Annotated in this window: 28 protein-coding genes; 11 read left to right on the top strand and 17 right to left on the bottom strand. The window is 73.0% G+C overall.

All coding sequences use genetic code 11. The annotated features are described in order from the left end of the window. Nucleotides 1-117 precede the first annotated feature (117 nt). The 4 genes from AB0F89_RS09620 to AB0F89_RS09605 all read right to left on the bottom strand — a co-directional run bounded on the left by AB0F89_RS09620 (nt 118) and on the right by AB0F89_RS09605 (nt 4,558). Nucleotides 118-1,395: a geranylgeranyl reductase family protein gene (locus AB0F89_RS09620; protein WP_367134675.1), complete on the bottom strand. Its 1,278-nt coding sequence runs from the start codon at nt 1,393-1,395 to the stop codon at nt 118-120. A gap of 76 nt (nt 1,396-1,471) precedes the next feature. Then, the gene (locus tag AB0F89_RS09615) at nt 1,472-2,161 is read right to left on the bottom strand and encodes a demethylmenaquinone methyltransferase (protein WP_367134673.1); all 690 of its coding nucleotides are present in this window, start codon (nt 2,159-2,161) and stop codon (nt 1,472-1,474) included. A 187-nt stretch (nt 2,162-2,348) separates the two neighbouring features. After that, nucleotides 2,349-3,458 carry a glycosyltransferase gene (locus AB0F89_RS09610; protein ID WP_367134672.1) on the bottom strand — a complete coding sequence of 370 codons (1,110 nt, stop codon included), beginning with the start codon at nt 3,456-3,458 and terminating at the stop codon, nt 2,349-2,351. Continuing rightward, entirely contained in the window at nt 3,455-4,558 is a 1,104-nt protein-coding gene (locus AB0F89_RS09605; protein ID WP_367134670.1) for a glycosyltransferase family 4 protein, read from the bottom strand. The genes AB0F89_RS09610 and AB0F89_RS09605 overlap by 4 nt, the downstream gene beginning before the upstream one ends. A 144-nt stretch (nt 4,559-4,702) precedes the next feature. Here AB0F89_RS09605 and AB0F89_RS09600 point away from each other — a divergent pair, with 144 nt between their 5' ends. After that, nucleotides 4,703-5,527, top strand: a complete 825-nt coding sequence (locus AB0F89_RS09600) for an inositol monophosphatase (protein WP_367134668.1) — start codon at nt 4,703-4,705, stop codon at nt 5,525-5,527. A 113-nt stretch (nt 5,528-5,640) separates the two neighbouring features. Here AB0F89_RS09600 and AB0F89_RS09595 read toward each other — a convergent pair whose 3' ends face one another. From AB0F89_RS09595 to AB0F89_RS09560, 8 genes are read right to left on the bottom strand one after another with little or no spacing between them, the layout of a single operon-like run. Beyond that, nucleotides 5,641-6,165 (bottom strand): hypothetical protein, encoded by a 525-nt coding sequence (locus tag AB0F89_RS09595; RefSeq protein WP_367134667.1) that lies wholly within the window; start codon nt 6,163-6,165, stop codon nt 5,641-5,643. 42 nt (nt 6,166-6,207) lie between these two features. After that, nucleotides 6,208-6,831, bottom strand: a complete 624-nt coding sequence (locus tag AB0F89_RS09590; protein WP_367134665.1) for a hypothetical protein — start codon at nt 6,829-6,831, stop codon at nt 6,208-6,210. 18 nt (nt 6,832-6,849) lie between these two features. Beyond that, on the bottom strand, nt 6,850-7,881 hold the full coding sequence (gene paaE, locus AB0F89_RS09585) for a 1,2-phenylacetyl-CoA epoxidase subunit PaaE (RefSeq protein WP_367134663.1): 1,032 nt from the start codon (nt 7,879-7,881) through the stop codon (nt 6,850-6,852). Then, complete coding sequence (gene paaD, locus AB0F89_RS09580) at nt 7,881-8,381, bottom strand: 1,2-phenylacetyl-CoA epoxidase subunit PaaD (RefSeq protein ID WP_367134661.1); 501 nt, start codon at nt 8,379-8,381, stop codon at nt 7,881-7,883. The genes paaE and paaD overlap by 1 nt, the downstream gene beginning before the upstream one ends. 2 nt (nt 8,382-8,383) lie before the next feature. Next, on the bottom strand, nt 8,384-9,271 hold the full coding sequence (paaC, locus tag AB0F89_RS09575) for a 1,2-phenylacetyl-CoA epoxidase subunit PaaC (protein WP_367134659.1): 888 nt from the start codon (nt 9,269-9,271) through the stop codon (nt 8,384-8,386). Beyond that, nucleotides 9,268-9,552, bottom strand: a complete 285-nt coding sequence (gene paaB, locus AB0F89_RS09570) for a 1,2-phenylacetyl-CoA epoxidase subunit PaaB (RefSeq protein ID WP_077010962.1) — start codon at nt 9,550-9,552, stop codon at nt 9,268-9,270. Before paaB ends, paaC begins: the two co-directional genes overlap by 4 nt. Then, the gene (gene paaA, locus AB0F89_RS09565) at nt 9,549-10,481 is read right to left on the bottom strand and encodes a 1,2-phenylacetyl-CoA epoxidase subunit PaaA (RefSeq protein ID WP_367134658.1); all 933 of its coding nucleotides are present in this window, start codon (nt 10,479-10,481) and stop codon (nt 9,549-9,551) included. Before paaA ends, paaB begins: the two co-directional genes overlap by 4 nt. 42 nt (nt 10,482-10,523) lie before the next feature. Further along, complete coding sequence (locus AB0F89_RS09560) at nt 10,524-10,970, bottom strand: DUF3592 domain-containing protein (protein ID WP_367134656.1); 447 nt, start codon at nt 10,968-10,970, stop codon at nt 10,524-10,526. A gap of 63 nt (nt 10,971-11,033) precedes the next feature. Between AB0F89_RS09560 and AB0F89_RS09555 the strand changes: the two genes are divergently transcribed. The 3 genes from AB0F89_RS09555 to AB0F89_RS09545 are packed head-to-tail and all read left to right on the top strand — an operon-like array spanning nt 11,034 to nt 13,958. Next, nucleotides 11,034-12,275 carry an isochorismate synthase MenF gene (locus tag AB0F89_RS09555; RefSeq protein ID WP_367134654.1) on the top strand — a complete coding sequence of 414 codons (1,242 nt, stop codon included), beginning with the start codon at nt 11,034-11,036 and terminating at the stop codon, nt 12,273-12,275. Between the two features lie 44 nt (nt 12,276-12,319). Further along, on the top strand, nt 12,320-12,874 hold the full coding sequence (locus AB0F89_RS09550) for an RNA polymerase sigma factor (protein WP_367134653.1): 555 nt from the start codon (nt 12,320-12,322) through the stop codon (nt 12,872-12,874). Beyond that, nucleotides 12,867-13,958: a CU044_5270 family protein gene (locus tag AB0F89_RS09545; RefSeq protein ID WP_367134651.1), complete on the top strand. Its 1,092-nt coding sequence runs from the start codon at nt 12,867-12,869 to the stop codon at nt 13,956-13,958. The genes AB0F89_RS09550 and AB0F89_RS09545 overlap by 8 nt, the downstream gene beginning before the upstream one ends. Nucleotides 13,959-14,058: 100 nt before the next feature. Here AB0F89_RS09545 and AB0F89_RS09540 read toward each other — a convergent pair whose 3' ends face one another. Continuing rightward, nucleotides 14,059-15,570, bottom strand: a complete 1,512-nt coding sequence (locus AB0F89_RS09540) for a M1 family metallopeptidase (RefSeq protein WP_367134649.1) — start codon at nt 15,568-15,570, stop codon at nt 14,059-14,061. A 56-nt stretch (nt 15,571-15,626) separates the two neighbouring features. After that, nucleotides 15,627-17,249 carry a 2-succinyl-5-enolpyruvyl-6-hydroxy-3-cyclohexene-1-carboxylic-acid synthase gene (gene menD / locus AB0F89_RS09535; RefSeq protein WP_367134647.1) on the bottom strand — a complete coding sequence of 541 codons (1,623 nt, stop codon included), beginning with the start codon at nt 17,247-17,249 and terminating at the stop codon, nt 15,627-15,629. Nucleotides 17,250-17,343: 94 nt separating this feature from the next. Between menD and AB0F89_RS09530 the strand changes: the two genes are divergently transcribed. From AB0F89_RS09530 to AB0F89_RS09515, 4 genes are all read left to right on the top strand, one after another. Beyond that, the gene (locus AB0F89_RS09530) at nt 17,344-18,255 is read left to right on the top strand and encodes a 1,4-dihydroxy-2-naphthoyl-CoA synthase (RefSeq protein ID WP_367134645.1); all 912 of its coding nucleotides are present in this window, start codon (nt 17,344-17,346) and stop codon (nt 18,253-18,255) included. Continuing rightward, entirely contained in the window at nt 18,255-19,343 is a 1,089-nt protein-coding gene (gene menE, locus AB0F89_RS09525) for an o-succinylbenzoate--CoA ligase (RefSeq protein ID WP_367134643.1), read from the top strand. The genes AB0F89_RS09530 and menE overlap by 1 nt, the downstream gene beginning before the upstream one ends. A 128-nt stretch (nt 19,344-19,471) precedes the next feature. Then, nucleotides 19,472-20,668, top strand: coding sequence for a hypothetical protein (locus AB0F89_RS09520; protein ID WP_367134641.1), 1,197 nt, complete (start codon nt 19,472-19,474; stop codon nt 20,666-20,668). Nucleotides 20,669-20,744: 76 nt separating this feature from the next. Further along, complete coding sequence (locus AB0F89_RS09515; RefSeq protein ID WP_367134639.1) at nt 20,745-21,617, top strand: 1,4-dihydroxy-2-naphthoate polyprenyltransferase; 873 nt, start codon at nt 20,745-20,747, stop codon at nt 21,615-21,617. 28 nt (nt 21,618-21,645) lie between these two features. Here AB0F89_RS09515 and AB0F89_RS09510 read toward each other — a convergent pair whose 3' ends face one another. Continuing rightward, nucleotides 21,646-22,044 carry a hypothetical protein gene (locus tag AB0F89_RS09510; protein ID WP_367134637.1) on the bottom strand — a complete coding sequence of 133 codons (399 nt, stop codon included), beginning with the start codon at nt 22,042-22,044 and terminating at the stop codon, nt 21,646-21,648. A gap of 78 nt (nt 22,045-22,122) precedes the next feature. Next, nucleotides 22,123-23,217, bottom strand: coding sequence for a PLP-dependent cysteine synthase family protein (locus tag AB0F89_RS09505; protein WP_367134635.1), 1,095 nt, complete (start codon nt 23,215-23,217; stop codon nt 22,123-22,125). Between the two features lie 23 nt (nt 23,218-23,240). Here AB0F89_RS09505 and AB0F89_RS09500 point away from each other — a divergent pair, with 23 nt between their 5' ends. From AB0F89_RS09500 to AB0F89_RS09490, 3 genes are all read left to right on the top strand, one after another. Continuing rightward, a complete protein-coding gene (locus AB0F89_RS09500; protein ID WP_367134634.1) occupies nt 23,241-24,275 on the top strand; it encodes an ADP-ribosylglycohydrolase family protein in 1,035 nt (344 codons plus the stop codon). 61 nt (nt 24,276-24,336) lie between these two features. Continuing rightward, complete coding sequence (locus AB0F89_RS09495) at nt 24,337-24,621, top strand: PadR family transcriptional regulator (protein ID WP_367134632.1); 285 nt, start codon at nt 24,337-24,339, stop codon at nt 24,619-24,621. Beyond that, nucleotides 24,618-24,917 (top strand): hypothetical protein, encoded by a 300-nt coding sequence (locus AB0F89_RS09490; protein ID WP_367134630.1) that lies wholly within the window; start codon nt 24,618-24,620, stop codon nt 24,915-24,917. Before AB0F89_RS09495 ends, AB0F89_RS09490 begins: the two co-directional genes overlap by 4 nt. Before the next feature lie 135 nt (nt 24,918-25,052). Here AB0F89_RS09490 and AB0F89_RS09485 read toward each other — a convergent pair whose 3' ends face one another. Next, a complete protein-coding gene (locus tag AB0F89_RS09485; RefSeq protein ID WP_367134628.1) occupies nt 25,053-25,310 on the bottom strand; it encodes a DUF4229 domain-containing protein in 258 nt (85 codons plus the stop codon). Nucleotides 25,311-25,319 lie beyond the last annotated feature (9 nt).

Raw genomic sequence — 25,319 nt, 5'->3', positions numbered from 1 at the left:
ACCTGGACTTTCACGGTCTAGATCAACAGTTGGGGAGCCTGCCAGTGAACGGGAACACACCGAAAACGAAACAGCACCGTCCCGGAGGGCGGTGCTGCGTCGTTCAGTCGAGCGCGTTTAGGCCGTTGGGGCGAGCTTTGTGGCGGCGGTGATGATGCGGTCGAACGAGTCGCCGTCCTTGGGGTCGTACAGGCCCGCCAGCAGCTTCAGCACCAGCTTCATCAGCGTCTTGCGCGGCAGGCCGTACTTGGTCGCGGTGCGCATGATCGTCGGGTTGCCGATGAGCTTGCTGAACACGTTGCCGAGCCGGTAGTAGCTGCCCAGCGCCTGCTCGATGCGCACCGGGTAGCCGTGCAGCGCCCGCTCCCGGCTCGCGCCCTGGCGGGCCAGGGCCTGCACCGCGCTCTCGGCGGCGATCCGCGCCGACTCCATGGCGTAGCCGATGCCCTCGCCGTTGAACGGGTTGACCATGCCGCCCGCGTCGCCGACCAGCAGCAGTCCGTCCCGGTAGTGCGGCTTGCGGTTCAGGCCCATCGGCAGCGCCGCGCCGCCGATCTTGCCGGTGGCGTTCTCCTCGCGGAAACCCCACTCCTCCGGGGTGCCGTCGAGCCAGCTCTTGAGCAGCGCGCGGTAGTCCGTGGTGCCGTAGGCCTTCGAGGTGCTGAGGATGCCGAGACCGACGTTCACAGTTCCGTCGCCCATGCCGAAGATCCAGCCGTAGCCGGGCAGCAGCACGTCGTTGGCGCGGTCCCACAGCTCCAGGTGCGACTCCAGGTAGTCGTCCTTGGTGCGGGGGCTGGCGTAGTAGCGGCGGACCGCGACGCCCATCGGCTTGGCGTCGTCCTTCTGGATGCCGACGCTGAGGGCGAGGCGGGCGCTGACGCCGTCGCAGGCGAGGACGAGGGGGGCGCGGTAGGTCACCGGCTCCTTGCCCGGCCCCTGCTTGGCCTGCACGCCGACCACGCGGCCGTGCTCCACGAGCGCGCCCGTGACGGTGGTCTGCTGGTGCATCCGGGCGCCCGCCGCGACGGCCGTGTTCGCCAGCATCTCGTCGAAGTCCTGCCGCGGGCGCACCAGGCCGTAGGGCGGGAACGTGGCCAGCTCGGGCCAGTCCAGCTCCAGCGTGACACCGCCGCCGACCACGCGCAGGCCGCGGTTGTGCAGCCAGCCGGCCTCCTCGCGGGTGTCGACGCCCAGGTCGATGAGCTGCTTCACACCGCGCGGGGTCAGGCCGTCACCGCACACCTTCTCGCGGGGGAAGGTGCTCTTCTCCAGCAGCACCACGTCCAGGCCCGCGCGTGCCAGGTAGGTGGCCGCGGTGGAGCCCGCGGGCCCCGCGCCGACCACGATCACCTCGGCGTCCTCGCCTGCCTTGCGGCGGCTGGGAGTCGTCATCCCCGCTCCTTGTGCCTGTGTTCACAAAGTCCAGGGCGAGTCTACTTGCGGGTTGCTGAGGGTTCCGCCGGCTGCTCTACGCGGGCTTGGTGCCCCGGTGCAGCGCGACCATGCCGCCGGTGAGGTTCATCCAGGCGACGTCGTCCCAGCCGGCGCGGGCCACGATCTCGCCGAGCGCGCGCTGGTCGGGCCACGTGCGCATGGACTCGGCGAGGTACTGGTAGGCGACCGGGTTGGACGACACGAACCGCGCGATCACCGGCAGGACGCGCAGCAGGTAGCGCATGTAGACGAAGCGGAACGGGCGGAACGTCGGCGTGGAGACCTCGCACACCACGAGCCGGCCGCCGGGGCGCACCACCCGGGCCATCTCGCGCAGGGCGGCCTCGGTGTCGTTGAAGTTGCGCAGGCCGAACGAGACGGTGACCGCGTCGAAGGAGTTGTCGGCGAACGGCAGGCGCAGGGCGTCGGCGGCGACCTTGGGCACCGGCCGGTGCGCGCCGCCCAGCAGCATGCCCAGCGAGAAGTCGGCCGCCACGCACCACGCGCCGGAGGCCGCGTACTCCACCGTGGACACCGCCGTGCCGGCGGCGAGGTCGAGCACCTTCTCGCCGGGCTTGGCGTCCAGCACCCGCCTGCTCCACTCCCGCCAGCGCCGGTCGAACCCGAGCGTCATGACGGAGTTCGTGCGGTCGTAGCCCTTGGCCACGCCGTCGAACATCTCGGCGACCTCGCGGGGGTTCTTGTCCAGACCTGCACGCGACATGCCGAAAGCCTAACGCCCACCCCACCCCCACCCCCCACGCGTGTCGAACCTCCACGTCCCGCGAGTCGAACGCTCACGACCCCCGAGTTCAACGCTCAGGACCCCAGGCGGCGGTACGTGAATGTCGAACTCGGGGGTCGTGGAGGTTCGACACGCGGGACGTGGGTGTTCGACTCGCGCGGGGTGGTCAGGTGGCGTGGTGGGCGGTCAGCATGCCGGTCACGGCGGTGTGCCAGGGGTACTCCTCGGCCCGGGCGCGGGCGGCTGAGCGGCGGGTCGGTTCGGGGTGGTCCAGGAGGGCGTGGACGGCGGTGGCGAACGCCGGGGCGTGGTCGGGCACGGCGGCGCCGCACGCCGGGCGGACGATCTCGCGGAGGGCGGACGACGCGGAGACGACCACGGGGGTGCCGGAGGCCAGCGACTCCAGCGCCGCCAGGCCGAACGTCTCGTGCGGGCCGGGGGCCAGGGCCACGTCGGCGGTGGCCAGGAGGGTGGCGACGTCGGCGCGCCGCCCGACGTGACCGAGGAACGTCACCGGCAGGCCCGCCGCGCGCCGCTCCAGGGCCTCGCGACGCGGCCCGTCGCCGACGACCACCAGCCGCACGTCGTGCCCGGCGGCGCGCAGCTCGGCCGCCGTGTCCACGCTGCGCTCGACGTGCTTCTCCGGCGACAACCGCCCGCAGTGCACGAGCAGCGCGTCGGCGCCCCGCGCCAGGTCCGCCCGCAGCGACCGGTCGTGCCGGGAGGGGCTGAACGTGCGCAGGTCGACCCCGAGCGGCACGCGCACGACGTTGCGCGCCCCGATCCGGTCGAACTCCTCCCGCGCGAACGCGGTCGTGCACACCACCGTGTCGTACGAGGCCGCCATCCGGGCGTTCGCCCAGTCCGCACCCCGCCGCGCCGACGCCGCCGGCAGCAGGAACTGCTCCAGCAGCCGGTCCAGCCGCTCGTGCGAGATCACCACGCTCGGCACGCCGCGAGCCGCCGCCCACCGGCCCATGCCGCGCAGCGTGAGCCGGTCCGACACCTCCAGCCGGTCGGGCGACAGCTCGTCCAGCAGCGCCCGCACCCGCCACGGGTCCACCGCCCGGTACCCGCCGGTGCCGGGGATGCGCGGCGCGGGCAGCGTGATCCGCCGCACGCCCGGCGACAGCTCCTCGTCGGCACGCGCCGCGCCCGGCACGACCAGCACGACCTGGTGGCCACGCGCTGCATAACCGCTGCCCAGGTGGTCCAGCGCCGTGCGCAGGCCACCGGAGCGCGGGCCGTAGAAGTTGGCCAGCTGGACGATCCTCATGCGGCACGCCGCTCCGGCACGTCCAGCACCGCCGCGTAGTGGCCGAGCAGTTCGTCGCACACGGCCGACCACGTGCGCCCCCGCACCCGGCGCCGCGCCTCCCGGCCGAACCGGCGCCGGCGCAGCGGGTCGGCCAACGCCACCACGGCCCGCCTGAGCTGCGCGTCGTCGTCGAACAGGTACCCGGTGCCGGGCAGCACCAGGTCGCGCGGCCCGCCCGCGTCCGGCACGACCACCGGCACACCGCTGGCCAACGCCTCCTGCACGGCCTGGCAGAACGTCTCGTGCGGACCGGTGTGCACGAACACGTCCAGGCTCGCGTAGGCGGCGGCCAGCTCCACGCCGCTCCTGAACCCGAGGAACGCGGCGCCGGGCAGGTCCCGGCGCAGCCGCTCCTCCTCCGGACCCCCGCCGACCACGACCAGCCGCACGCCGGGCAGGTCGGCGAGCGCGGCGAGCCGGTCGACCCGCTTCTCCGGCGACAGCCTGCCGACGTACCCGACCAGCAGCTCGCCGCCGGGCGCCAGCTCGGCGCGCAGCGCGTCGTCCCGCCGTCCGGGGTGGAACAGCTCGACGTCCACGCCACGCCCCCACCGGTGCACGCGCGGCACGCCGTGGTCCTCCAGCGCCGCCACGGCCCACGTCGACGGCGCGAGCGTGCGGTCGGCCTGGGCGTGCAGCCGCCGCGTCCACCGCCAGGCGGCGCGGGCGGTCAGGCCGAGCCCGTAGTGACCGGCGAACCCGGCGACGTCGGTCTGGTAGACGGCGACCGTCGGGACGCCCAGCCTGCGGGCGGCGGACAGGCCGCGCGCGCCCATCACGAACGGGCTGGCCAGGTGGACGACGTCCGGCCGGAAGTCGGCCAGCGCGGTCAGCACCCGGCGGGTGGGCACCCCGACGGGCAGCGAGCTGAACTTCGGCAGGTCCACCGCCGGCACGCGGACGACCGGCGTGCCGAGGTGGTGGTCCGCACCCGCGCCCGGCGCCACGACCAGCGCCTGGTGACCGCGCGCCCGCAGGTGCTCCAGGACTCGCAGAACCGAGTTGGTCACCCCGTTGACCTGGGGCAGGAAGCTTTCGGTGACGATCGCTACGCGCACGACGGTCACCCTCCGGTGCGCGGGACACGGCGGCGTGACAACTCGGCGAACGCCCGCCGAACACCTCGCGTCGCGGTTGACGTTGGCCGCGCGTTCACCTTGAGTACGTGGAGCGGTCACCGTCTGCGGTGACACTAGGTCGGCATGACCGTCTTGTCGTCCCGGCCCGCCCAGCCCGTCGATCCCGGCCTGGTGTCGATCGCGCTGGAGGTGGCGGGCCGACTCGCCAACGACGCGTCCGACGTGATCATGGCCACCGCCGGGCGCGGCGCCCGACCGGACGACGACGCGTCGCCGTTCGACTGGGTGACCGACACGGACCGCACGCTGGAGCGGCACACGCGGCGGGTGCTGGCGGCCGAGTTCCCGGACATCCCGGTGTTCTGCGAGGACAGCGACGCCGACGTGACGGGCGACGTGGCGTTCCGGTGGGTGGTGGACCCGGTGGACGGGACGGCGAACTACGTGGCCGGCGTGCCGTGGTGCGCGTACAGCCTCGCGCTGATCGACCGGTGGGGGCCGGTCGTGGGCGTGGTCGCGGACCCGTACCGGGCCCAGATCTACGCGGCCGCGCGGGGGCGCGGGATGCGGGCGAACGGGACGCCCGTGCGGCTGGGGGGTCAGGCGGCGAGTTCGATCGTGTGCACGGAGATGACGCGGACGGGCCCGTGGCCGGGGATGGGCGGCTTCATCTCCCGCGCCGCAGTGGCCGGGACGGGAGTGCGGGTGCTGGGGTCCAAGGCCCTGGCCGTGGCCCAGGTCGCTCTGGGCCACGCCGCCGCCGCCGTGCTGGACAGCTACCACGAGTGGGACGTGGCCGGCGCGGTCGCCCTGGCCGTCGAATCGGGCGCCGCCGTGCTGGACCGCCGCGGCGACGACGACCCGCTGCCGGTGGACGGCCTGCTCGTCGCCCTGCCGGAGGTGGCGGAGGAGGTCCTGGGCTGGTGGCAGTCGTCAACCACCCGTTAGGCCGTTTGCCGCAGTGAGGCGCTCTGTGTATAGTTGGTCACGCCAGGCCCAATAGGGCCTGGAAGTGAACCCGGTTCACCTTCCGGACGGTGGGTTGCCGGGTTTCGCGCTGTCTAGGGCACTTGCAGCTGGTGCACCTTCTCCACCAAGCCCGTCACCCGCCGCCGCCACTCCCCGCCGGCGCCGTAGCTCCAGGCGATGGCATCACTGGCCCACAGCATCGGGTCCTCGTGCGCCCGGAAGTGCTCGTAGGTCAACTCGAAGATCTTGCGCTTCACCAGGGCCAGCGTGTGCCGGTCTTCGGCATCCTGGTGCGCACAGCTCTCGAGCACCAGCCTGGCCGCGTTGATGTTGATCAAGTAGTGACCGGCGGCCGCGACGCAGAGGCGTCGAGCCGACCGGTCGTCCGGGTGTTCGCACGCGAAGATCCGGGCGCGCACGCCGAGGTCGTGCAGCAGGGCGATGATCTCCCTGCGCCGGGACTCCCCCTCCTTGTAGAAGTGCAGGCGGCGCTGACCCCGTTTCACCTTGGCGCGCAAGGCGGTTCGAACGGGGTCGAGGTCTCGCGGCTGCGCGATGACCACGGCGACCAGGTAGGTCGAGCCACGGCGGGACTCGTCGAGGAAGGCGTGCCACATGGCGGGATGATCTCAAAGGGCTATCCCGCTAGGCCATTTGGTCTAACCATTGCCCAGGTGCGGGAGTTGTTGTTCCAGCAGTTCCAGGTGGGCGCGGACGGCGTCGAGGGAGCGGTGGTTCAGGGTTTGCAGGGCGACGCGGCCCACTTCGTCCTCGAACGCGGTGAAGTCGCGGACCGCGGCGGACAGGCGCTCGGTCACCGGGTGCTTCTGGTCGGCGCCGAGGGCGCGGCCCAGGTCGGCGATCCGGCGCACGTCCGACAGCTCACCGGCGAACTGGGCGGCGATCCGCTCCAGCCACTCCCGGGCGGGGGACGCGGGGACGGTGGCCACGGCCGCACCGACCCGGCGCACGGCCAGCTCGCACCGCGCCACCATCGCGGACCAGCGGTCGTTCGGGGCGGGGGGCGGGGGTAGCGGCGCCATCATCGGGGCAGGTGGGAGCAGGGCCGGGCGACGGCGGCGGACGGAGCCGACGATCAGGCCCACCAGGGTGCCCGGGACGCCGCCCAGCATCACGCCCAGGATGCCCGACGCGACGAAGGTCGCCGCCAGTGGCGGCGCGGCCTCGTCCTCCGATGCCGAGGGCAGGGCGATGCCCAGCATGATCAGTGCCGTCATCAGCGCCGTGCCGATGATCAGTCCCCACAGCGCCGACCGTCCCATGTGCCCCAATGTGCCAGATCAGGCGTCGTAATCCACGGTGATCGCCGCAGTCACCGCCACCGACTGGCACGTCAGCACGAACCCGGCCTCCACCTCGCGCGGCTCCAGGGCGTAGTTCCGGCGCATCTCCACCTCACCGGACACGACCAGCGCCCGGCACGTCCCGCACACGCCGCCCTTGCACGCGAACGGCAGGTCGGCGCGCACCCGCTGGGCCGCGTCGAGCACCGGCACGTCGGCGGGCAGCGGCACCTCGGTGGTGCGGCCGTCCAGGATCACGGTCGCCACGGCGGCGGCCACCGACGACTCGGCGCGGCGCGGCGGTGGCGGCGGTTCGTCCACGTAGAACAGCTCGTGGTGCACGGACGACGCCGGCACGCCCAGGGACGTCAGTACGTCCTGCGCGTCCCGCACCATCCCGTAGGGCCCGCACAGCCACCAAGCCTCGACGTCGGCCCACGGCACCACGGTCGAGAACAACGCCCGCAGCTTCGCCGCGTCCAACCGCCCGGTGAACAGCTCGACGTCGCGCGGCTCCCGCGACAGCACGTGCACCAGCTGGAACCGGGCCGGGTACCGGTCCTTGAGGTCCGCCAGCTCCTCGGCGAACATCACCGTGTCGGCCCGCCGGTTCCCGTACAGCATGGTCACCCGCGCGCCGCCGGCCAGCACGGACGCGGCGATCGACAGCGCGGGCGTGATCCCGGACCCGGCGACCACCAGCCCGTGGTGCGCGCCGCCGGACGGGGTGAAGCCGCCCAGCGGTGGCAGCACCTCCAGCACGTCGCCGCGCTGCAGGCGGTCGACCAGCAGGGTGGAGAACAGCCCGCCGTCCACCCGCCGCACGCCGATCCGCAGCGGACCGCCGGCGGGGGCGCAGATCGAGTACGACCGCCGCTCGTCGCCGTTGCGCAGGGTCAGGTACTGCCCCGGCGCGAACGCGAACTCGGCGGCCAGCGCGGGCGGCACGTCGAACGTCACCGCGACCGCGTCCGCGCACAGCTGCTCGACCGACGCGACGGTCAGCTTGTGGAACACCGGCCGCGCCATCAGATCTCCTTCACGTGCTCGAACGGCTCGGCGCAGTCCGCGCACCGGCGCAGCGCCTTGCACGCGGTCGACCCGAACCGCGACAGCTCCGAGGTCCGCAGCGACCCGCAGCGCGGGCACGCCACCCGCCGCGACGGCGGGGTCAGGTTCAGCGGCACCGGGCCGACCGCGCGCGGGCCGACCCGGGACGGCGGCGCGATGCCCGCCTCCCGCAGCTTGCGCAGCCCGTCCTCGCTGATCCAGTCCGTGGTCCACGCGGGCGACAGCGACAGCCGCACGTCCACCTCCGCGTACCCGGCCGCGAGCAGCGTCCGCCGCAGGTCGGCGGCCATCTCGTCGAGCGCCGGGCAGCCCGAGTAGGTGGGGGTGATCGTGACCGACACCCGTCCGTCGGACTCGGTCACCTCGCGCAGCACGCCGAGGTCGGCCAGCGTCAGCACCGGCAGCTCCGGGTCCCGGACCCGGGCCGCGACCTCGGCCGCGGTGGGCGTCCCGGTCACGGCTACCACCTCGCACCCGGCAGCGACCGGTGCAGGTGCTGCATCTCGGCCAGCAGGTAGCCGAACGACTCGGTGTGCACGCCGTCCCGCCCGGCCAGCCCGTTGACCCGCGCGGCGGGCGCGTCCGCCGGCCGCGCCAGCCCGGCCGCGCCCAGCACCGCGTCCAGCACGCCGTCCACCTCGGCGCGCAGCTCGGCCGGGTCGACCGCGACCCCGGTGAGCCGCAGCTCCACCGCGTGCGCGGTGAACAGCTCGTCCACGAACGGCCACACGCGTTCCAGCCCGGCCCGCATGCGCCGGTGCGACTCCTCGGTGCCGTCGCCGAGCCGCACGACCCACTGCGCCGCGTGGTCGCGGTGGTAGGCCAGCTCCTTGACCGCCTTGGCCGCGACCGCCGCCAGCACCGGGTCGGCGCTGCCGCGCAACCGCGAGCACTGGGCGAGCTTCCACGACGAGAACACCAGCAGCCTGGCCACGGTGGTGGCGAAGTCGCCGCCCGCGAACGGCCCGCACTCGACCTCGGCCAGGTGCACGTTGCGGAACTCGCGCTCGTCGCGCAGGTACGCCAGCGCGTCCTCGTCCCGGCCCGCGCCCTCGACCTCGCCCGCCCGGGTCAGCAGCAGCCTGGCCTGGCCGAGCAGGTCGAGCGCGATGTTGGCCAGCGCGACGTCCTCCTCCAGCTCCGGCGCGCGCGAGCACCACTCGGCCAGCCGCTGGGACAGCACCAGCGCGTCGTCGCCGAGCATCAGGCAGTACGCGGCCAGGTCGGCGCGGTCGACGTCGGGCACCTCGCGGTCGACGCCGGCCAGCGCCTCGGAGAACCCGGTGCCGAACGCCCAGTGCGCGTCCTCGTGGTCGACCAAGGAGTCGTACGGGTTGTCGGCGCTCATAGGTGCGGCACGTCCTCGGGGATCTCGTAGAACGTCGGGTGCCGGTAGACCTTGTCCCCGCTCGGCTCGAAGAACGGGTCCTTCTCGTCCGGCGACGACGCGGTGATCGCCGCCGCGGGCACCACCCAGATCGACACGCCCTCGTTGCGCCGGGTGTAGACGTCACGGGCGTTGCGCAGCGCCATCTCGGCGTCCGGCGCGTGCAGCGAACCGACGTGCACGTGGTTCAAGCCGCGCTTGCCGCGCACGAAGACCTCCCAGAGCGGCCACGACGAACTCATGCCACACCCTCCCGCGCCACGTGCTTGGCGGCGTGCGCCGCCGCGGCGGCGCGCACCCACTCGCCGTCCTCGTGCGCCTTGCGCCGGTGCTCGACGCGCTGCGCGTTCGTCGGCCCGTTGCCGCCGACGACCTGCCAGAACTCGTCCCAGTCGGGCTGCCCGAAGTCGTGGTGCCCGCGCTCGGCGTTCCACCTCAGCTCCGGGTCGGGCAGCGTCACGCCGAGCTCGCGCGCCTGCGGCACGGTCATGTCGACGAACTTCTGCCGCAGCTCGTCGTTGGTGTTGCGCTTGATCCGCCACTTCATCGACTGCTCGGTGTTGGACGACTCCGCGTCCGGCGGGCCGAACATCATCAGCGACGGCCACCACCAGCGGTCCACCGACTCCTGCACCATGGCGCGCTGGGCGTCGGTGCCGGACATCATCGTCAGCAGCAGCTCGTAGCCCTGCCGCTGGTGGAAGGACTCCTCCTTGCAGATGCGGATCATGGCCCGCGCGTACGGCCCGTAGGACGTGCGGCACAGCGGCACCTGGTTGCAGATCGCGGCGCCGTCGACCAGCCAGCCGATCACGCCGACGTCGGCGTAGGACAGCGTCGGGTAGTTGAAGATCGAGGAGTACTTCTGCCTGCCCGAGATCAGCTTCTCGGTCAGCTCGCCCCGGTCCGCGCCCAGCGTCTCGGTCGCGGCGTACAGGTAGAGGCCGTGCCCGGCCTCGTCCTGGACCTTGGCCAGCAGGATCGCCTTGCGGCGCAACGAGGGCGCGCGGCTGATCCAGTTGCCCTCCGGCTGCATGCCGATGATCTCGGAGTGCGCGTGCTGCGCGATCTGCCGGATCAACGTCTTGCGGTAGCCGTCGGGCATCCAGTCACGCGGCTCGACGCGCTGCTCGGCCGCGACGGTGCGCTCGAACCGGTCCTCCAGGTCCATGCGCCTGATGTTACACCTGAAGGCCGGTTTTGAGGAGAACTGTCACAAGCGAGGTTTGAGCCCCCGGCGCAGCCACCAGACCAGCGGCGACAGCACCGCCCACACGGCGAGCAGGAACGTGCCGATCGGCAGCAGCGCGAGCACCGCCGTGCGGCCGGCCACCCTGGCCACCTCGGGGTCGGCGGTGTCGTACTCGATGCGCACCAGCTGGCCCGGCTCCAGCCCGTCCGGGTACAGCACGCCCTGCGACGGGCTGTGCACCGCGCCGTCCTCGGTGGCGAAGCGCACCACCGTGCGCTGGAACGAGACGGACACCACCTCGGCGGTCGCCTTGCCCAGCCTCTTGCCGATCATCAGGTCGTCCCGCCAGCACGCCGCGAGCAGGATCACGCCGATCAGCGTCACGACCGCGCCGAACACCAGCAACGACCGGCTGACCAGGAGTCGAACCCTCGGGCGGGCGCCCGTCCGCACTGCGTCGTCCACCACACCTGAGGAGTCTAGGGCGGCCTCCGGGCCGGATCTCAGCGACGAGTACCTACCCTCGACGCCGTGACCTCAGCCCCTGCCCCGCGCACCAGGCAACGGCTCCGCGTGCACACCAGGCGCGTCCCCGGTGACGACCTCCTCGGCAGGCTCCCGTCGCCGACCGGCGCGCTGAGCTGGGTCCAGGACGGCACGGGCCTGGTCGGCTGGGGCGAGGCGGCCAGGTTCGAGGTGTCGGGGCCGGACCGGTTCGCCGCCGCCGACCGGTGGTGGCGCGGGTTCACCGCCGACCTCGACGTGGACGACGCGCTCGGCGTGCCGGGCACCGGCCCGGTCGCGTTCGTCAGCATGGCGTTCGCCGACCGGCCCGGCCACTCGGTGGTCGTGGTGCCCGAGGTCGTGGTGGGCAGCCGGGACGGGCAGAGCTGGCTGACCACGATCGGCGACAGCGGCAAGCGGCGGGTCGAGCCGGTGCGCAGGCCGGACGAGGTGCGCTACGCCGACGGGCGGCTGTCCGCCACCGGCTACCGGGGGGCCGTGCGCGCGGCGGTCGAGCGGATGCGCGCCGGCGAGCTGGACAAGGTCGTGCTGGCCCACGACCTGCTGGCGGTCGCGGACACCGGGATCGACCACCGGTTCGTGCTGGCAGGGCTGGCCCGCCGGTACCCGGAGTGCTGGGTGTACGCGGTCGACGGCCTGATCGGCGCCACGCCCGAGCTGCTGCTGCGCCGGCGCGGGTCGGTGGTCGACTCGCGGGTGCTCGCGGGCACGACCTGGCCGCACGACGGCATCCCGGACGACGAGCTGGCCGCCGCGCTGCTGTCGTCCGGCAAGGACCGCGACGAGCACGGGTACGCGGTGGCGTCGCTGGTGCAGGCACTGCGGCCGTTCTGCTCGACGATGTCGGTGGACGGCCCGTCGGTGCTGCGGCTGCCGAACGTCTCGCACCTGTCCAGCGACGTCATCGGCACGTTGAGCGGCACGTTGAGCGGCACGCCGTCGTTGCTCGCGCTGGGCGCGGCGCTGCACCCCACGGCGGCCGTCGGCGGCACGCCGCGCGCGGACGCCGTCGCGGTGATCGAGGAGCTGGAGGGCATGGACCGGGGCCGCTACGCCGGTCCGGTCGGCTGGATCGACGGCAACGGCGACGGCGAGCTGGGCATCGCGCTGCGCTGCGCGCAGGTGGACGGCCGCACGGCCCGCCTGTTCGCCGGCTGCGGCCTGGTCGCCGGGTCCGACCCGGACTCCGAGGTCCGCGAGGCGCACGCCAAGATGCTGCCCTTCCGGGAAGCCCTCGAAGGCATGTGACGCACGTCACCGGGACGCCGGAGGGCGCTCCGGCCAACCGGTGTGTGACCACAGCACTGGACAAACCACCCGACCTGCGCGGGCCGGACGTCACGGCCGCGTTCGCCGAGCTGTTCGACGCGCACGCCCGGCAGCTGCGCGGTTACCTGGCGGGCCGGGTCGGCGACGCGACGGCCGACGACCTGGTCGCCGAGACGTTCCTGGTGGCGTTGCGGCGGCGGCACAGCTACGACCCGGGACAGGCCCCGGTGAAGGGCTGGCTCTACGGGATCGCCACCAACCTGGTGCGCGAGCACGTCCGCCGCGAGGTGCGCGGCAGGCGTGCGGTCCTGCGGGCGGTCGGCCGACCCGAACCCGACCACGGCGCCGCCGTCGCCGAGCGGGTGGACGCCCAGCGCCACGCCGAAGTGCTCACCCGCGCCCTGGCCGAGCTGCGCGACGAGGACCGGGACGCGCTCCTGCTCACGTCGTGGGCCGGGCTCACCCCGGCCGAGGTCGCCGCCGCGCTCGGCGAACCGGCCAGCACCGTCCGCTCCCGGCTGCACCGGGTCCGCACCAGGCTCCAAGCCCTGCTCACCGAGGAGGACCGCGATGCGTGAGCTCGACGACGCGCTCGACCGGCTGCACCACGACGCCCGCACCGCCGACGCCCCGCTGGACGCCGTGCGCGCCCGCGTCCTGGCCGCCGCCGCGGCCGACGCCCCGCGCCGCCACCGCCGGTCCTGGTGGCTCGTGCCCGTCGCCGTCGCCGCGGCGGCCGCCCTGATCGCCGGGGTCGTCGCGGTGGACGACCGCGCCGAGGAGCAGCCGCAGGCCGCCGTCGGCACGTCCGACGCGCCGGCGCCGGACGTCGAACTGCTGTCCGCGCGGGAGTACCTGACGCGGGCCGCCGACGCGATCACCGCCGTCGACCAGCCGCTCGCGCCCGGCCAGTACCGCTACATCGCGGCGCACGAGTGGAACTCGCGCGGTGTGGCGGTGGCGCCGCCCGCCGACCAGCCCGACGCCGCGACCACCGGTTACACCTACCTGGTCGAGTCCCGCACCGAGACGTGGATCCCGCAGGACGTGACCCAGGAGTGGCTGAACCGGCGCACGCCGCTGGAAGGCGCGAAGTGGCTCGGCGGCACCGTGCCGCAGTCCGAGGCGCCGCTGCCGGAGCCGGACGTCACCGCCGAGGGCGAGCGGCGCGGCAGGTGCGGCGACTTCTTCCCGAACTCCCAGCCGAAGAAGGTGTGCGGCGACCCGGAGGACTGGGACAACCCGGACTTCTACGCGCAGCTCCCCCGCGACCCTCAGGCGCTGCTCCAGTGGCTGCGCGACCGCACCGCGCACCGCGGCGGCACGCCGGGCGTGGTGTTCCACTGGGCCTTGCAGCTGCTGCACACCGGCCTCGTGCCCGCCGACCTGCGCGCCTCGCTCTACCGGGCGCTCGCGCTGCTGGACGGCGTGGCGGTGGTCGACGGCGCGGCCAACCTGGACGGGCGGGTCGGGGTCGCCGTGACCATCGAGGACGAGCACGAGCGGCGTGACCTGATCGTGGACCCGGCGACCGGGGACTTCATCGGCGAGCGCACCGTCACCGGCCCGCGGCCGCACGAGCCCTACATCGAGCCGGGGACCGTGACGGGCTACAGCGCCATCACGACGAAGGTCGTGGACGGGATCGGCCAGACCGGCTGATCCGGGGCCGCTGACGCGCGAAGGGCCGCCCCCCGGTGGTGCGCGGGGGCGGCCCTTCAGCGTTCTTCCCTTATTGCTGGTGACCTGCGAGGTCCTTGCCTCAGTGCTGGTGACCTGCGAGCAGTTCGTGCGTCTCCCGCATCTTCTTGAACGACTTCGGCTCGGCCACCGCGGTCGCGGCGGTCGTCGCGGCCTTGGCGGACACGCCCGCGGCGCCCGGAGCGGACGCCGGCTTCTCCGGGGTGAACAGCCAGGTCTGGAACAGCGCGTCGAGCTGCTGGCCGGACACCTTCTCGGCCAGCGCGATGAAGTCCTCGACCGCCGCGTCGCCGTTGCGGTGCTTGGTGACCCACTTCTTCAGCAGCGTGAAGAACGCCTCGTCGCCGATCTCCGCGCGCAGGGCGTGCACGGCGAGCGCGCCGCGGTCGTACACGGCCGCGTCGAACTGGTTCGCCGCGCCCGGGTCACCGGGCAGGACCTGCCAGAACGGGTCGTCGGCCGGGTACAGCGAGTAGAGGTAGTCGGCGTTCTCCTGGGCCGTGCCCTCGCCCTGGTGCTCCGACCACAGGAACTCGGCGTAGCTGGCGAAGCCCTCGTTCAGCCAGATGTCCTTCCAGCCGTTGACCGACACCGAGTCGCCGAACCACTGGTGCGCGACCTCGTGCGCCACCACGTAGGTGTTCGCGCCGCGGCGGAAGAACGCGGCGTCGTAGGTCGAGCGGGTCTGGTTCTCCAGCGCGAAGCCGATGCCCGGCGTGGCCACGCCGCCCTGCGCCTCGAACGGGTAGGGCCCGAAGCTCTGCTCCAGGAACTCGGTCACCTCGGGCGTGCGCTCGATGCTGGCCACCGACGCGCCGTAGTCCGCGCCCAGGCGCTCCGAGTAGGCGTTCAGCACCGGCTGGCCGTTGGGCGCGGTCGACTGGCGGATCTCGAACTGGCCGATCGCGATGAACGCCAGGTACGTCGCCTGCGGCTGGGCGCTGCGGTAGCGCCACCGGGTCAGGCCGTTGGGCTGCTGGGCCGTGCCGCCGAACGTGCCGTTGGAGATCACCTCGACACCGGCGGGCACCGCCACCGACACGTCGAACTTCGCCTTGTCGGTGGGGTGGTTGTTGCTCGGGAACCACCACGGCGCGATGTCGGGCTGGTCGATCGCCAGCGCGCCGTCCGGGGTCCGCTTCCACGCCGTGTAGCCGTCCACGGCGTGCGTGGACGGCACGCCGGAGTAGGTGACCACGATCGTCGCGTCCGTGCCCCCGCGCAGCGTGCCCCGCGGGTCGACCACGAGTTCGCCGCCCGACTGCGAGAACCCGGCGACCTTGTTGTTCACCCGGACCGAACTGACCTCCAGCAGGAAGTCGAGGTTGAACCGGCTCAGGTCCTGGGTCGTCCTGGCCAGGATCGTCGTGGTGCCGGAAAGCACGTCGTCCGCCGGCCGGTAGCTCAACCTGATGTCGTAATGGGAAACGTCGTAACCGCCGTTGCCCGCATTCGGGTAGTAGGGGTCTCCGATGCCCGGTGCTCCCGGTTGAGCCGCCGTCGCCGTGCCGGCGAGCAGCAGCAGGGACGCCGCGGTGGCGGTACCGAGGGTCAGCTTCGCTCTCAGGGACATGCGGCGAAGCTAGTCGCGCGCCCTGATCGCCTGTACCCCCGTCGGTAGGATTCCCACTAGTGGAACGCGGTTGACACGGCGGTCTTCAACCGGTTGTGCAAATCGCGCAATTCCTGGCGTTCCGCCCGGATTTCCACCACTCGGATTCCGCTCGGCCGGTCCAGCGCGCGGCGCAACTCGTCCGGTGCGCGCACTTCGACGTGCGGCACGTGGTGCGCCGCGCACAGGGCGGCCAGGTCGACGCCGTGCGGCGTGCCGAAAACCCGCTCGAAGGTGCGTTCGTGCTCCTTCGCCCCCTGCTCCAGCAGCGCGAAGATGCCGCCGCCGTCGTCGTTGAGGACGACGACGGTCAGGTCGGGGCGCGGCTCGCCCGGACCGATGAGCAGGCCGTTCGCGTCGTGCAGGAACGTCAGGTCGCCGATCAGGGCGTAGGTCGGGCCTTGGGTGAGCGCGATGCCCGCGGCGGTCGAGATGCTGCCGTCGATGCCCGCCACGCCCCGGTTGGCGTAGGTGCGCACGTCGCGGCGCGGCGCGGCGACCAGGTCGACGTCGCGGACCGGGTTGGACGAGCCGAGGAACAGGTTCGCGCCCGCGGGCAGCGCGGCGACCAGGTCGCGGGCCACGTGCAGGCCGGTCGGCCACGCCTGCTTGGCCAGCAGGTCGTCCACCACGTCGGCGACCGCCTTGTCGGCGTGCTGCCAGCCGGTGAGCCAGTCGTGGTCCACCTCGTGCTCGCCCAGCACCAGGTCGGTGGACGTGTGCGTGGCGGCGAACTGCGGGTCCGGCCACTCGGGCTCGTCGGACAGCACGTGCACGACCGGCGTCCGGGCGATGAGCCGGAGCACGCCCCGGGAGAGCGTGGCGCGGCCGACGACCACGACGGCCTGCGGGACGAGGTTGTCCGGCAGCTCGCCCGCGTTGAGCAGCAGGGCGCCGTGCCGCAGGCCGTGCCCGGTCGGCTCGGCGACCACCGGCCAGCCCGCGCGCTCGGCCAGCTCGGCGAGGTCGTGCTCGGTGTCGCCGACGACCACCAGGGTGCGCGGGCCGAGGTGGTCGGCCGCGTGCGCGGAGGTGGTGGTGCGCCGGGCGACGCGCGTCCACGGCATGTCGAACGGGCGGCCGTCCAGGCTCTCCGGCCAGTCGTCGTTCCCGTCCGGCACCAAGGGCTCGCGGAAGGGCACGTTGACGTGCACCGGGCCCTGGTCGCGGGCGGTGGCGACGGCGCGGCAGACCAGGGACCGCCACAGGCCGTTCTGGCCGTCCCGGTGCTCGGCGATCGGGAACTGGAGCGTGTCCAGGCCGAAGATGCGCTGCTGGTCGACGGTCTGGCTGGCGCCGGTGCGGTACAGCTCGACCGGGCGGTCCGCGGTGAGCGCGATCACCGGCACGCCGGAGTGCGCCGCTTCGAGCATCGCCGGGTGCAGGTTCGCCACGGCGGTGCCCGAGGTGCAGGTCACGGCGGTGACCTCGCCGCTGCCCCTGGCCAGCCCGAGGGCGAGGAAGCCCGCGGTGCGCTCGTCCACGCGGACGTGCAGGGTGATGCGTCCGGCCGCGGCGGCCTCGTGCAGGGCGAACGACAGCGGTGCGTTGCGCGATCCGGGGCTCAGCACGACGTGCCGGACGTCGTTGCGGATCAGCTCGTCGACAAGCACCCTGGCCTGCGCGGTGGACGGGTTCACCCGGACATTGTCGCTCAGCTCGCGACCTGCCGATTCCCGACGCTGAGCAGGACCCGGCCCGCTCTCAGCTCCGGTGCGGCATATTGTCCCTGGCGTGGCAGATCAGGACGTTTCCGAGCTGTTCGACCCCACCCGCTGGCGGCTGGTCGAGGGCTTCGACTTCACCGACATCACCTACCACCGCGCGGTCGACCAGGGCACGGTGCGCATCGCGTTCAACCGGCCCGAGGTGCGCAACGCGTTCCGCCCGCACACGGTGGACGAGCTGTACCGCGCGCTGGACCACGCCCGGATGAGCCCGGACGTCGGCTGCGTCCTGCTCACCGGCAACGGCCCGTCGCCGCGGGACGGCGGGTGGGCGTTCTGCTCGGGCGGCGACCAGCGGATCCGCGGCCGCAGCGGCTACCAGTACGCGTCGGGCGAGACGGCCGAGACCGTCGACCCGGCGCGGGCGGGCCGGCTGCACATCCTGGAGTGCCAGCGGCTGATCCGGTTCATGCCGAAGGTGGTGATCGCGGTCGTGCCCGGCTGGGCCGCGGGCGGCGGCCACAGCCTGCACGTGGTGTGCGACCTCACGCTGGCCAGCGCGGAGCAGGCCAGGTTCAAGCAGACCGACGCCGACGTCGGCAGCTTCGACGGCGGCTACGGCTCGGCGTACCTGGCCAGGCAGGTCGGCCAGAAGTTCGCCCGGGAGATCTTCTTCCTCGGCCGGACCTACTCCGCCGAGGACATGCACCGGATGGGCGCGGTCAACGCCGTCGTGCCGCACGCCGAGCTGGAGTCGACGGCGCTGGAGTGGGCGGCGGAGATCAACGGCAAGTCGCCGACCGCGCAGCGGATGCTGAAGTACGCGTTCAACCTGATCGACGACGGCCTGGTCGGGCAGCAGCTCTTCGCCGGTGAGACCACGCGGCTGGCCTACATGACCGACGAGGCGGTGGAGGGGCGGGACGCGTTCCTGGAGAAGCGCCCGCCGAACTGGTCCGACTACCCCTACCACTACTGATGATCACCTTCGACCGGTTGAGGGCGAGCCTGAGCGGCTCCGGTGAGCTGCTGGTGGCCGGTGCGGGCGAGCTGCCGGTGTCCACCTCGTGTGAGGCGCGGCCCCTGCGGGGGTGGGAGGCCGAAGCCGTGCTCGCGGTGCCGACCTCGGGTTCGACCGGCGAGCCGAAGGCGGTCCTGCTCGGCGCGGACGCGCTGACCACGTCCGCCGAGCTGACGCACGCCCGGCTGGGCGGCCCCGGCCGGTGGCTGCTCGCCCTGCCGACCACCCACATCGCCGGCATCCAGGTGCTGGTGCGGTCGGTGGTGGCCGGCGTCGAGCCGGGTGCGATGGACCTCGCCACCGGTTTCCGCGCCTCCGGCTTCGCCGTCGCGGCCCGCCCGGTGCTGGACTCGCCCGGCCGCCACTACACCGCCCTCGTGCCGACCCAGCTGGCCCGGCTGGTCGCGACGGAGGGACCGGGGTTGGCGGCGGTCCGGGAGTTCGACGCGGTGCTGATCGGCGGCGCGGCCACCCCGCCCTCGCTGCTGGAGCGGTCCCGGCGGCTCGGCGTCCGGGTGGTCACCACGTACGGCATGAGCGAGACGGCCGGCGGTTGCGTCTACGACGGGCTGCCGCTGGACGGCGTGCGGGTGCGGTTGGCGGGGGGCCGGGTCGAGATCGGCGGCCCGGTGCTGGCGCTGGGCTACCGGGGCGGCGAGCGGTTCGGTGAGTGGTTCCGGACCGGTGACCTGGGGCGCGTCGGCGCGGACGGCCTGCTGGAGGTGCTGGGGCGCGCCGACGACGTGATCATCAGCGGCGGCGAGAACGTCGTGCCCGGCCGGGTGGAGCGGGTGCTCGTGGCGCAGGCGGGCGTGCGCGAGGCGTGCGTGGTCGGCCTGGCCGACCCGGAGTGGGGTCAAGTGGTGGCCGCGGCCGTGGTGCCGGAGGATTCGGGTGACCCGCCCGACGCGGACGAGCTGTGCGCGGCGGTCGGCGAGGTGGTGGGGCGGTTCGCCGTGCCGAAGCGGGTCGCCTTCGTGTCGGAGCTGCCCCTGCGAGGCCCGGGCAAGGTGGACCGGAGGGCGGTCGCTCGGTCGTTTGGGTGAGTTTCTGTCGGGTTACCGAGCTTGTTGGTTGACAGCTAACCACGCCAGGCGATTGGCTCGACAGCGCCGAGACGCGCGGCCCTGCCGCGGTCACCCCCGCACCGCGCGCCCGGATGAGGAGTGCTGCGATGACCAGGCGCTACCTGCTACCGCTCGCCGTCGCCACCGCCCTGACCACCGGTCTCGCCGCACCCGCGGCGGCCTCGGGCGACGTCGGGTGGAGAGCCGACCTGACCACCGTGAACGCCGACGACAACGGCGTCACCACCCGGGGCGGCACGGTCCGGCTCGACCGTGCCGCACCCACGCCCGCCAGCGCGCGGGCCGCCATCCGGACCGGGTTCCTGCTGCTCGACCCGCGCTCGCTCGACGCGCCGGTCAACGCGGTCTCGGCGGAGGTCCGCAGCGCCGTCCCGGCCGGCGCGGAAGTCGCCGTCGACGTGCGCGGGGCGGTGGGCGAGGACCAGTGGACCGAGTGGGTCGAGGCGCGGCCCGACGCGCCGGCCGTGCTGCCGACGGCGGTCACGACCGTGCAGGTCCGGTTGGCGCTGACGGCCGAGGGCGCGTCGCCCGAGGTGAGCCGGCTCGACCTGCGGGCGTTCACCACGACGGCGCCGCTGGGCGTCGGCGCGCAGGCCGCGGGGTTGTCCTACCGGGTGTACGCGACCCGGGAGGGCCTGGTGGGCGGCACCACCGCCAACGGCCACGTGATCGTCAGCCGCGACCACTTCGTCGCGCTGCCGTCGCGGCGCGGGCTGTCCGCCAAGGGCACCGGCACCTACAGCGTGCGGGTGTGCGCCGCGAACGGCCGCTGCGAGTGGGCGCCGGTGTGGGACGTCGGCCCGTGGAACACCAAGGACGACTACTGGAACCCGTCCGCCACCCGTGAGATGTGGAAGGACCTGCCCCAGGGCAAGCCGGAGGCGCAGGCCGCGTACCAGGACGGCTACAACGGCGGCAAGGACCAGTTCGGCCGCCAGGTCGCCAACCCGGCGGGCATCGACCTGGCCGACGGCACGTTCTGGGACGGCCTGAAGCTGACCGACAACTCGTGGGTCACCGTCACCTACCAGTGGACCGGCTCGGGCCCGGCCGGGTTCATCCGCACCGCCGCCGACCCGCTCAACGTGCGCAGCGCGGCCACGTCCACGGCCTCGCAGGTCGGCCTGGCCGCGAACTACGCGCAGGTGCGGGTCGAGTGCCAGGTCACCGGGCAGTCGGTGACGGGCACCCAGGGCACGTCGAACATCTGGTACCGGATCGCGGCGGGCAAGTTCGTCGCGAAGGCGTACGTGTCCGGCGTGTCGGGCGCCACCGCCTGCTGATCGCGCACCGCTCACCCGCACCACCCGCGCACCACCCGAAGGCGGGTCCCCGTTCACCATGTCGGAGGATGTCGGCATGGCCACAGTCGCCCAGTGGGTATCGGGGACCCGCCCCCGCACGCTGCCGAACTCGATCGCGCCGGTGCTGGTCGGCGCGGGCGCCGCGCACCACATCGAGGGCTTCAACGCGCTGTGGTCGCTGCTCGCGCTCGTGGTGTCGGTCGCGCTCCAGATCGGCGTGAACTACGCCAACGACTACTCCGACGGCATCCGCGGCACCGACGCCAACCGCGTCGGCCCGTTCCGGCTGGTCGGGTCGGGTGCGGCCGACCCGAAGGCGGTGCGCGCGGCGGCGTTCGCGGCGTTGGGCGTCGGCGCGCTGGCCGGCTTGGTGCTGGTCGTGCTGAGCGGCCGGTACTGGATGGTGCTGTTCGGCGCGGTCTGCGTCGCGGCGGCGTGGTTCTACACCGGCGGTCGCAAGCCGTACGGGTACGCGGGCCTCGGCGAGCTGGCCGTGTTCGTGTTCTTCGGGCCGGCGGCGGTGCTGGGCACGCTGTACGTGCAGACCGGTGAGGTGACCGGGATCGGCATCGGCGGCGCGGTCGCGATGGGCGCGTTCTCGACCGGCGTGATGATCGCCAACAGCCTGCGGGACATCCCGACCGACATCCAGGCGGGCAAGCGCACGCTGGCGTCCACCCTGGGCGACCGGGACTCCCGCCGGCTGTACCTGGCGCTGGTGTCGATCCCGTTCCTGATCACGCTGGTGATCGGGTTGCGGGTGCCGCTGGCGTTGATGGGCTTCCTGGCGTTGCCGCTGGTCGTCCTGGGGGTGCGGCGGGTGCTGGGCGGTAGCAAGGGGCGTGACCTGATCCCGGTGCTGCGGGACACGGGGTTCGCGATGCTGGTGTGGGGTGTGGCGGTGCCGGTCGCGTTGGTGCTGGGCTGACGGTCGGTGAGGGCGCGAGGGTGCGGGACTACCAGGCGTCCTCGGTGAAGGACATCGGCTCGTCGTCGTCCGAGGGCTTGGGCTTGGGCGGCTGCGGGCGCGGGTCCTCGCCGCGGCACAGCGCCGACAGGGTGGCGCGGTCCGCCTCCAAGGCCGCCTTCACGCCCCGGTCGTCGGCGGCCTCCCCCATCAGCACCTGCCGCCAGCTCAGGTAGCCGCCCGCGACCCGGCGCTGCAGCGCCCGCAGCTCCGGCGAGGCGTCGTTCGACTTGGCGAACTGCATCACCCGCCGGACGTCCTCGGCCGAGGGCTCCTTCTGCGGGTGGCGCAGCTTGGCCGCCTCGCGCATCGCCTTGTCGGCGTCGGCGACCGACCTGGCCAGCACGTCCTCGGCTGTCAGCACCTCCGCCGTCCGCCACGCGCCCACCGCGAACCCCTCTCCACGCGCCGATCCCGCTGCGACGCACGGCGCGCGCCGTCAGTTCCACTCAGGGGGAAGATTCATTCACCCGGCCCACCGGCCGGATTCGCGGAACCCGGTCAGCGCGGTCAGGTGCGGTTCCAGGTCCATGCCCTGGGCAGCCACCCACTCGTCGTCGTAGTAGGTGTTCGCGTAGCGCTCGCCGCCGTCGCACAGCAGCGTCACGACGCTCCCCCGCTGCCGAGACGCCCGCATCTCGGCGATCAGCTGGAAAGCGCCCCACAGGTTCGTGCCGGTCGACCCGCCGACCCGCCGCCCGAGGACGTCCTCGACGTGCCGGATCGTCGCCACCGACGCCGCGTCCGGCACCTTGATCATCCGGTCGATGACCGCGCCGATGAACGACGGCTCCACCCGCGGCCTGCCGATGCCCTCGATCCGCGACCCGCGCGTCCCGATCAGCGACGAGTCGCCGTCGCACCAGGCGTCGAAGAAGACGGAGTGCTCGGGGTCCACCACGGCGAGGCGGGTCCGCAGCTTGCGGTAGTGGATGAACCGGCCGATGGTGGCGCTGGTGCCCCCGGTGCCCGCGCCGACCACCACCCACTCCGGTTCGGGCGCGGCCTCCATCTCCATCTGCTGGAACACCGACTCGGCGATGTTGTTGTTGCCGCGCCAGTCGGTCGCCCGCTCGGCGTGCGTGAACTGGTCCATGAAGTGCCCGTCCAGCTCGGCGGCGAGCCGCCGGGACTCGTCGTAGATCGCGCCCGGCTCGTCGACGAAGTGGCACTGGCCGCCCTGGCGCTCGATCAGCGCCACCTTCTCCGAGCTGGTCGAACGCGGCATCACGGCGATGAACGGCAGCCCGAGCAGCCGCGCGAAGTACGCCTCCGACACCGCCGTCGAGCCGGACGACGCCTCGATCACCGGCGTGCCGCCGACGACCCAGCCGTTGCAGATCGCGTAGAGGAAGAGGGATCGGGCCAGGCGGTGCTTGAGCGAGCCGGTGGGGTGGGTCGACTCGTCCTTGAGGTACAGGTCGATGCCCCACTCCGGTGGGAGCGGGAAGCGCAGCAGGTGCGTGTCGGCGCTGCGGTTGGCGTCCGCCTCGATGATGCGGACGGCCTCGCACACCCATTCCCTGGTCCGGGAGCTGCAACGGTCTACCGAAGAGGTCACGCCGGCACGATAACTTCTGCGACGTGAACTCACTTCTGAGCGGTTCAATCCGCGGCAGCCTCCTCGCCGGCGCCGTCGGCGACGCGCTCGGCGGTTCGATCGAGTTCGACCGGATCGACCGCATCCGGGGCCGCTTCGGCCCGTCGGGGCTGACCGACTACGCACCCGCCTACGGCAGGCTCGGCGCGATCACCGATGACACCCAGATGACCCTGTTCACGCTGGAAGGGCTGCTGCTGGCGCGCAAGCGCGGCAGCGACCCGGTGCACGAGGTGCGGGTGGCGTACGCGCGGTGGCTGCGCACGCAGGGCGGGCCGGAGGTGCGGGCCGACGGGTGGCTGCTGGACGTGCCCGAGCTGCACGACCTGCGCGCACCCGGCACCACGTGCCTGACCGCGCTCCGGTCCGGGGTGCTGGGGACGGTGGAGCACCCCATCAACGACTCCAAGGGGTGCGGCGCGGTGATGCGCGCGGCGCCGGTGGCGCTGTGGTCCGACGACGTGCGCGAGGTGTTCGACCTGGCCGCCGCGACCGGGGCGCTGACGCACGGGCACCCGAGCGGTTACCTGTCGGCGGGGGTGCTGGCGGTGCTGGTGCAGCAGGTGCTGGCGGGCGCCGAGCTGCCGGAGGCGATCGAGGTCGGGCGGGCGGAGCTGATCAGGTGGGAGGGGCACCAGGAGCAGTTGGCGCTGCTGGACCTGGCGGTGGAGCTGGGTGTGGGCGGCGTGCGGCCGACGCCCGAGGTGATCGAGACGACGTTGGGCGGGGGGTGGGTCGGCGAGGAGGCGTTGGCGATCTCGGTGCTGACGGCGTTGGGGGCGCGGGACCTGGAGGACGGGTTGCTGCTGGCGGTGAACCACTCGGGGGACAGCGACTCGACGGGTGCGTTGTGCGGGAACCTGCTGGGGGCGAGGGACGGGGTGGAGGCGATTCCGGCGCGGTGGTTGGAGGCGTTGGAGTTGCGGGAGGTGGTGGAGAGGTTGGCGGATGACGCGGTGAGGACGTTGGTGGGGCGTAAGGGTGGGAGTGAGGGTGAGGGTGGGGGTCGACATGCTTAATCTACATAGGTAGAGTTGGGGTGTGGAACCGCTTGGGCGTGTCGGAGGAGCCACGGTCGACGTGCTGGGAGTGCTGCTTGCGAGCGACCAGCCGCGTTGGGGCCTGGAGATCATCAAGCTGACCGGACGGCCGTCCGGCAGCGTCTACCCGCTGCTCGACCGCTTGGAGCGGGCGGGGTGGGTGACGTCGTCGTGGGATGACGACAGCGAGCGCCGCGGGCCTCGGCGGCGGATGTACGTGCTCACGGCCGGAGGTGCGGTGGAGGCGACCAAGGTGTGCGCGAAGAGGGGCAGAGCCGGGTCGGCGAGGTCCGCGGGGATCGGGAGGGGGGAGGTGGCGCGATGACTCGGGTTGCGTTGTTGCTGGTGAGGGTGGCAGCGGTGTGGCTGGCAAGTGCGGAGAGGGAGAGGTACCTGGAGCAGTGGCGCGCCGATGTGGTCGGGGCGCGGGAGCTCGGGTTGAGTCCGCTGGGCGTGGCGGTGGGGGCGATGCGCATTGCGCAGCGTGAGCGGAGGCCGGTGGTGTTGCCGGTGGGGGTTTTGGCGTTGGCCCTGAGGTTGCGCGGGAGCACGAATGTCGGGGCGGTGTTGGCGGTGATGTTGTTGGCCAATTTGGGTGGGGCGATCGTGTTGGTGATGTGAGGGTCGTGGTGGTCTTTTCCGGTTCGATGTGACATGGGGCCCTTACGGGTGCCCCATGCAGGCCGAAGCCATGTCACATCGAACCTCTGCGGGTTGGCGGCGGGCCCGATGTGGTGGGGGTGGGGGGTGTTGGGGTTAGGCGGTGTCGCCGCGGAGTTGGGCGCGGAGTTTTTCGCGTTCGGCGCGGCGGAGGGATTGTTTTTCGTCCAGGGCTTGGGCGACTCGTGTTCGCAGGCCGCTGAAGACGAAGAGGGACAGCGGGAGGGCCACCACCACGCCCACGGCGATGGCGACCAGCAGTGGCACGTTGACGAGCACGAGCAGCGCGGTGACCGCGGCGACCATGCCCAGGCGCGCGCAGATGTAGAGCGTCACATCACGACCCAGGTGCACGGTTACCCA

The sequence above is a fragment of the Saccharothrix sp. HUAS TT1 genome, assembly GCF_040744945.1.
Taxonomy (GTDB): domain Bacteria; phylum Actinomycetota; class Actinomycetes; order Mycobacteriales; family Pseudonocardiaceae; genus Actinosynnema.
This window is presented reverse-complemented; position numbering and strand designations above follow the sequence as displayed.

Bases quoted from the DNA above. Each gene is read 5' to 3' on its own strand.
- AB0F89_RS09590 (WP_367134665.1), bottom strand. From the start codon at position 6,831: ATGGGACGGTCGGCGCTGTGGGGACTGATCATCGGCACGGCGCTGATG.
- paaA (WP_367134658.1), bottom strand. From the start codon at position 10,481: ATGGACCTGGAGGACCGGTTCGAGCGCACCGTCGCGGCCGAGCAGCGC.
- AB0F89_RS09595 (WP_367134667.1), bottom strand. From the start codon at position 6,165: ATGTGGCACGCCTTCCTCGACGAGTCCCGCCGTGGCTCGACCTACCTG.
- AB0F89_RS09540 (WP_367134649.1), bottom strand. From the start codon at position 15,570: ATGTCCCTGAGAGCGAAGCTGACCCTCGGTACCGCCACCGCGGCGTCC.
- menE (WP_367134643.1), top strand. From the start codon at position 18,255: ATGATCACCTTCGACCGGTTGAGGGCGAGCCTGAGCGGCTCCGGTGAG.
- paaE (WP_367134663.1), bottom strand. From the start codon at position 7,881: ATGGCGCGGCCGGTGTTCCACAAGCTGACCGTCGCGTCGGTCGAGCAG.
- AB0F89_RS09545 (WP_367134651.1), top strand. From the start codon at position 12,867: ATGCGTGAGCTCGACGACGCGCTCGACCGGCTGCACCACGACGCCCGC.
- paaC (WP_367134659.1), bottom strand. From the start codon at position 9,271: ATGAGCGCCGACAACCCGTACGACTCCTTGGTCGACCACGAGGACGCG.
- AB0F89_RS09615 (WP_367134673.1), bottom strand. From the start codon at position 2,161: ATGTCGCGTGCAGGTCTGGACAAGAACCCCCGCGAGGTCGCCGAGATG.
- AB0F89_RS09515 (WP_367134639.1), top strand. From the start codon at position 20,745: ATGGCCACAGTCGCCCAGTGGGTATCGGGGACCCGCCCCCGCACGCTG.
- AB0F89_RS09490 (WP_367134630.1), top strand. From the start codon at position 24,618: ATGACTCGGGTTGCGTTGTTGCTGGTGAGGGTGGCAGCGGTGTGGCTG.
- paaB (WP_077010962.1), bottom strand. From the start codon at position 9,552: ATGAGTTCGTCGTGGCCGCTCTGGGAGGTCTTCGTGCGCGGCAAGCGC.
- AB0F89_RS09600 (WP_367134668.1), top strand. From the start codon at position 4,703: ATGACCGTCTTGTCGTCCCGGCCCGCCCAGCCCGTCGATCCCGGCCTG.
- AB0F89_RS09620 (WP_367134675.1), bottom strand. From the start codon at position 1,395: ATGACGACTCCCAGCCGCCGCAAGGCAGGCGAGGACGCCGAGGTGATC.
- AB0F89_RS09610 (WP_367134672.1), bottom strand. From the start codon at position 3,458: ATGAGGATCGTCCAGCTGGCCAACTTCTACGGCCCGCGCTCCGGTGGC.
- AB0F89_RS09520 (WP_367134641.1), top strand. From the start codon at position 19,472: ATGACCAGGCGCTACCTGCTACCGCTCGCCGTCGCCACCGCCCTGACC.